4 protein-coding genes are annotated in these 6,419 nt (G+C 38.9%); 3 read left to right on the top strand and 1 reads right to left on the bottom strand.

All coding sequences use genetic code 11. The features are described 5' to 3' along the window. The coding region (gene amt, locus PL9214_RS10490; RefSeq protein ID WP_072718780.1) for an ammonium transporter at window positions 1-2,701 on the bottom strand (2,701 nt) is incomplete at its 3' end. 492 nt (window positions 2,702-3,193) lie between these two features. On the opposite strand from amt, the gene PL9214_RS10495 reads away from it, so the two are divergent. From PL9214_RS10495 to hpsE, 3 genes are all read left to right on the top strand, one after another. Continuing rightward, window positions 3,194-4,318, top strand: coding sequence for a THUMP domain-containing class I SAM-dependent RNA methyltransferase (locus PL9214_RS10495; protein WP_072718781.1), 1,125 nt, complete (start codon window positions 3,194-3,196; stop codon window positions 4,316-4,318). Window positions 4,319-4,495: 177 nt separating this feature from the next. Next, a complete protein-coding gene (locus tag PL9214_RS10500; RefSeq protein WP_072718782.1) occupies window positions 4,496-5,272 on the top strand; it encodes a VanW family protein in 777 nt (258 codons plus the stop codon). A gap of 107 nt (window positions 5,273-5,379) precedes the next feature. Next, on the top strand, window positions 5,380-6,327 hold the full coding sequence (gene hpsE / locus PL9214_RS10505) for a hormogonium polysaccharide biosynthesis glycosyltransferase HpsE (protein WP_072718783.1): 948 nt from the start codon (window positions 5,380-5,382) through the stop codon (window positions 6,325-6,327). Window positions 6,328-6,419 lie beyond the last annotated feature (92 nt).

Genomic DNA, 6,419 nt, shown 5'->3' on the forward strand with positions numbered 1-6,419 from the left:
AATTGCTGATCGAAGCCTGGGGGGATGGGGTGATAGAATGTTCGCTTTCTGGGTAAACCACAGGTTCTAAAAGTTGTTTGACTGGAATTTCCATCAAAAATTTAGTGTATTCTCCCAATTCAGACTCGCACCAAATTTGGCCTTTATGGCGTTCCACAATAATTTGATAGCTAATGGACAAGCCTAAACCTGTTCCTTTCCCAACCGGTTTGGTCGTAAAAAAAGGATCAAATAGCTTAGAACGAATTTCTTTAGGAATCCCCAAACCATTATCAGAAATTTCTATCAAAATTCGTTGATGGTGTACCGATAGAGTACGAATCACAATTTGAGGCTGAATTAAGGATTTATCGCAGGATAGCAAAGAAAATTTATCCTGCATCATTGAATCGTGCAGGGCATCAATGGCATTATTGATCAGATTCATAAACACCTGATTTAATGGCCCTGGATAACATTCAACTAAAGGAATATTTCCATAGTCCTTAATGATTTCAATTCCGGTTAATTTTCCTTGGGGTTTAAGTTTACTTTTCAAAATCATCAAGGTACTGTCTAATCCATCATGAATATTAACGGGTTTGAGTTCCGCTTCATCATGACGGGAAAAGGTTCGCAATGAGCGAACAATGTCCCGAATGCGGTCGGCTCCGACTTGCATTGATTCTACAATTTTAGGAAAATCTTCTTTGAGAAATTCTAAATCAATCGATTCAATTTCTTGCTGAATTTTCGGACTGGGATGGGTGTATTCTTGTTGGTAAATTTCCAGTAAATTCAGGACATCACGGGTATAGTTAGTGGCATGAATTAAATTACCATAGACAAAATTAACAGGATTATTAATTTCATGGGCAATCCCTGCCACCAGTTGACCCAAACTGGACATCTTTTCACCTTGAATCAATTGAATTTGAGTTTGTTTGAGTTCTCTAAGCGTATTTTTGAGTTGATCATTTTTTCGTTTTAACTCCAGAGAAGTTTTCAATCGTTCTTCAGCTTGTTGTAAGGCTTCTTCAGCCCGTTTATGGGCGGATAAATCCCGAAAGGTTCCCATAAAAAAGGATTGATAGCCAAATTTGGCTTCATTAATTGTGGCTTCTAGGGGAAAACAAGATCCATTCGCTCGACGACCGACAACGGCTTGACGGCCTTGTAATAACCATCTTTCTAATAAGGTTTGCTGTTCATGAAGTTCGGAAGTAGGCCAATCAAACAGATGTAAAATTGACATTCCAATTAATTCTGTAGCCGGATATCCAAATATTTCTTCTGCACTGGGATTAGCTCTTAAAATCTTTCCCGTTGGGTTGGAAAAGGTAATCATGGCATCCGTTGCATTTTGAATAATAGCTTCGGTTTGGGTTAAGGCATCTTCTAAGGCTTGCATCACTTGGTTATATCGAAAGCCAATTTGACCCACTTCTGTAAATTGATTTTCAGGAACCCGTCGCCTAAAGTCCTGGGTACGAGCTTGATATTCCATGACTTCAAATAAGTCATAAACTTCGGTTTTAGCTCCATGTTCAGAAATATTTAATCCGGTTGTTTCTGCTTCAATCGAGACTCGCAAGGGAAAATAACGATTAATGGTGTATAAAACCAGCCAGGTTAAGCCAAATCCCCAGAGAAAAGATACCCCAATCCCTAAAGCTTGAACCAGCAACTGTTCGCTACGAGATAAGCCTGTATTCAATAGCTGAAGATTACCAAAAAGACCTACCGCTAAAGTTCCCCAAACACCACCGCCCGCATGAACTGCAATGGCATCTACAGCATCATCAATATGCCATCGTTGTAGGGTCAGGGAGACTAACACCATGACTCCGGCTCCAATTCCCCCAATAATGGGAGCCATGGGGGTCGAAACCACATGGGAAGAAGCCGTAATCGCCACTAAACCCGCCAAGGAACCATTAATAATCAGTTCTACTTCCGGTCGGCGATGCAGTAACCAACCTAACATAGCCCCGATTAACATTCCCGATGTTCCAGCTAGAACCGTATTGACAATAATCGAGGCGACGCGAATATCTAAATGTAGATAACTTCCCCCGTTAAATCCTAACCATCCTAACCACAGCAACATTGTCCCTAATACAGACAATTGAAGGTTTGAGCCGCGCATTGGTTCGGGTGGTTTATCGAGGGAAAAACGTCCGATTCGTGGCCCAATAATTAACACAACGGCTAGAGAAACCCATCCTCCAATACTATGAACAACGGTAGACCCAGCAAAATCTACAAATCCAATTTCTCCTAACCATCCCCTGAAATGGTTGAGTTCAAGGCCATTCCACGCCCAATGACCAAAAATGGGGTAAATAATTCCAGAAGTTAAAGCAGCAACTAAGAGATAAGACCCAAATTTCATGCGTTCCGCCGATGCCCCTGAAACGATGGTTGTGGCGGTACTGCAAAACATAGTTTCAAACAGAAAAAAAGCAGCTGCCCCTGGAGAAGATGTGGTATCAAAAAAGAAAGATCCTGGGTCAATTCCTCCTGTCGGTGTCTTGCTAAACATTAGGGCATAGCCAAAGGCCCAAAATAGGGCTACGGAAATCCCAAAGTCGGCAAAATTTTTGACTGCAACGTTAATACTATTCTTGGAGCGGGTTAAACCCGACTCTAAACACATAAATCCGGGCTGCATCAAAAAGACTAAGCCCGAACAGACCAGCAGCCAGAGAATATCAATCACTGAATTATCGATTACTCACTTAACTTAAGATTGTCTCAACTTATCCTAGAAGTTTTTGTGGAATTTTATACAGTTAATCTACAAACCGTTGAGTTGAGGGGTTGGGCAACAAGACTCATCCGCCAGAAATCAAGCGGGTCTAAGCAAAAAACCTTTCATCAGGAAAAAAAATACTTTAGGTGTTGACAAATGGAACCGGGTTTGGGTAGAGTAACAAGCGTGTGAGGAGCGAACCAGCTAAGGACACCGAGACGAAACACGGCCAGTCGCCGGTGTCCTTTCTGATCAGAAGGAAACATACGTTCTTCAAAAAATTTTAATTTTGAAGAATTGCTTTCGGTTTATGACAGTTATTTCTCCCTGGTCTATCGGCTGGGGACATATGGGGATTTTGCTATAAAGTCAAAACCCTAAAATATTAGGAAGCAACCCGGATCAAGCTTAATTTGATTCTGGGATTGTTACACAGTAAAAGCCAAAATTGTCTCCTGAATGACCCAGTATTTTGCAACGGTTGCCAAGGGTTTAGAAGTTATTGCTGCTCAAGAGTTAGAACGTTTAGGTGCTGAAAATGTTCGTCCTGAATTTACAGGAGTTCATTTCACAGGTTCTCGCAAGCTTCTTTATCGAGTGAATCTATGGGGAAGAACCCTATTTCGGGTTTTAGTCCCGATTGCTGAGTTTCCCTGTGCCAATGCCCAGCAATTGTATCAGGAAGTTCAAAATATTAATTGGACTGAGTATTTATCCCCGCTCAATACCTTTGCCGTTAATTGTACAGGCAAAAATGAAGCTTTAAACCATACCCACTTTACTGCCCTTCAGGTTAAAAACGCAATTATTGATCAACAGCGTTCAGAATTTGGGGAACGTTCTGATATTAATATTAATAATCCTGATTTATGGATTAATCTTCATCTCCATGAAAATCACGGAATTTTAAGTTTAGATAGTTCTGGAACCAGTTTACATCGACGGGGGTATCGTCCCGCCGTTGGACTTGCCCCTTTAAAAGAAAGTTTAGCATCTGCGTTATTAGAAATGGCAGAATGGCATCCTGATTTACCGTTTTTAGACCCGTTATGTGGGTCAGGAACCTTACCCATAGAAGCCAGTTTAAAAGCCTTAAATATTGCACCAGGGTTATTCCGAGAAACCTTTGGGTTTATGAAATGGAAAGATTTTGATGCTAAATTATGGGAATCTTTAAAACATGAAGCATTAGAGGCACAATTAACCATTTTACCCGCCCCAATCATGGGTTCAGATCAAGATGGGGATATTCTTAATCAAGCCTTTGAGAATGCTCAACGTTGTGGCGTTGCAGACCAAATTCGCTTACAACAACTCGAATTATCTCAGATAGAGCCTCCGGCGGATCAGGGTGTGATTATTTGTAACCCTCCCTACGGAGAACGTTTGGGAGAAGTGGAAGAATTAGCTGGTTTATATAAACAGTTAGGGGATACGTTTAAACAACGCTTTAAAGGTTGGACAGCTTATATTCTGACCGGAAACAAAACATTAGGAAAACAAGTCGGTTTAAGAACTTCTCGGAGAATTGCGGTTTATAATGGTTCCTTACCCTGCACGTTATTAAAGTATGAGCTTTATTAATTGATAAACTTCCACAAACTGCCCTCAGTTTTGCTAAAAACCATTAATTATACCTGAATAAATTAGGATAAGAAAAGCCATTATCACCTCATACTACCCTATTAAGCCATCAAGAAAAAGCTGTTAAATAGCCTATAAAAACTCTTGATGAATTAAAATGATAAAGTAAATCAGAACATGAAAAGAACTTCGCGATTAGTCTCATCGAATTTTAATTTAAAAATATTATTTTCTTCGGATTTTAGACGATATTTAAAATCTATACAAAGAGAAATCATAGATCAGTTATCAGGACAAAAAAGTAAGTTTGTTCAACGACAAATTCTAACCCTTGAAGAACAGCAAGATTTTAAAGAACAAATTAAAATTAGTCAAGCCGTAAAAAAAACGAGCCATTTTGAAAATAAAAAACATAATTTAGCCACAGCGATCACTCAAATTGAAAATCGTTTAATTCAACCGGGAAAAATATTTTCTTTTTGGCATTTAGTCGGAGAACCTCATACTAAGAATGGCTATCGAGAGGGACGATCAATTGTTAATAATGAACTAAAATATAATATTGGTGGGGGTTTGTGTCAACTCTCTGGATTGATTTATTATTTAATCTTAAAAGCAGGTTTGATACCCTTAGAAAGAAACCCCCATTCCCAAGATATTTATACTGAAGAAAGCCGATTTGCACCTTTAGGTTCAGATGCAACAGTGGTTTATGGATATAAAGATCTACGGTTTCAAAATACATTATCTATTCCTATTTGTTTTCGGTTTGAATTGTTAGAGGAAGAAATCATCGGATTTTTATGTTCTTCCGAAACCCTAGAGGAATTTGAGATTGAGTTTCAAATTGAAGCGAAACAAGGACTCAAAAAAGTGGATACGGTTCGTTGGGATAATACAGAAAATAGATTCACTTTAATTGCGTCTAATTGCTACCCTAGCTTAATAGAGTAGTTGTGAAAATTAGATTGCTTTAGTGGGTGAAGTGATTGATGGGGAACAAACTCAGCCTGAAATATAGGTTATACTAAAAAGCAACAACCTTAATCCAGAGCAATTCTATGGTTGATATCACTGTTGCTATTCCCACCTATAATGGGGCGACCCGCTTACCTGCGGTTTTAGAGAAGTTGCGATCACAAACTGGAACAGAACACATCAACTGGGAAATTATAATTATTGATAATAATAGCACCGATAATACAGCAGACTTGATTAAAATTTATCAAAAAGGATGGCTGAGAACTGTTCCTTTAAGGTATTATTTAGAAACCCAAAAAGGGGCAGCATTTGCTCGAAAAAAAGCTATTCACCAATCAAAATCAACTTGGATCGGATTTTTAGATGATGATACCATTCCGGCTCTAGATTGGGTTGAAAAAGCTTATAAATTTAGTGAAGCCCACCCCAAAGCGGGAGCATTTGGTAGCCAAATTCATGGTGTTTATGAAGTCGAACCTCCTGCGAATTTTAGCCGAATTTCTAGTTTTTTTGCCATTACAGAGCGAGGTGAAAAACCCCATATATATCAACCTCAAATGAAAATGTTACCGCCTTCGGCGGGCTTAGTGGTACGTCGTCAAGCTTGGTTAGAAAATGTACCCGAAAAACCGTTTTTAACTGGACGTTCTTCTGAATCTATTCTCAATAGTGAAGATTTGGAAGTAGTGATGTATATTCAAAATGCCGGGTGGGAAATTTGGTATAATTCAGAAATGCACCTTTATCATCAAATCCCTAAACAACGGTTAGAGCGAGATTATTTATTATATTTAATGCGAAGTACCGGGTTAGCACGACATTATATTCGGATGTTACGGTTAAAACCTTGGCAACGGCCTTTGTTATTTCCCTTGGGGTTAGTGAATGATATTAGAAAAGCGATCGCTTACTATTTAAAACATCGAAAAGCATTAAAAACCGATGTGGTCGCAGCTTGTGAAATGGAGTTTTTAAGAAGTAGTGTGATCAGTCCTTTTTATTTATGGCAGTGGAAACAACGGGATTAACCTAAACTTATTAATTTTTCTAGTTATAAAATAGGATCAACTCATTCTAAAGAAGACTTACGAACAATGATCGATTTTACCATTGTTATTCC

This window comes from Planktothrix tepida PCC 9214 (assembly GCF_900009145.1).
GTDB lineage: Bacteria > Cyanobacteriota > Cyanobacteriia > Cyanobacteriales > Microcoleaceae > Planktothrix > Planktothrix tepida.

Excerpts from the sequence above, each read along its gene's own strand:
- hpsE (WP_072718783.1), top strand. The coding sequence starts at position 5,380 with ATGGTTGATATCACTGTTGCTATTCCCACCTATAATGGGGCGACCCGC.
- PL9214_RS10495 (WP_072718781.1), top strand. The coding sequence starts at position 3,194 with ATGACCCAGTATTTTGCAACGGTTGCCAAGGGTTTAGAAGTTATTGCT.
- PL9214_RS10500 (WP_072718782.1), top strand. The coding sequence starts at position 4,496 with ATGAAAAGAACTTCGCGATTAGTCTCATCGAATTTTAATTTAAAAATA.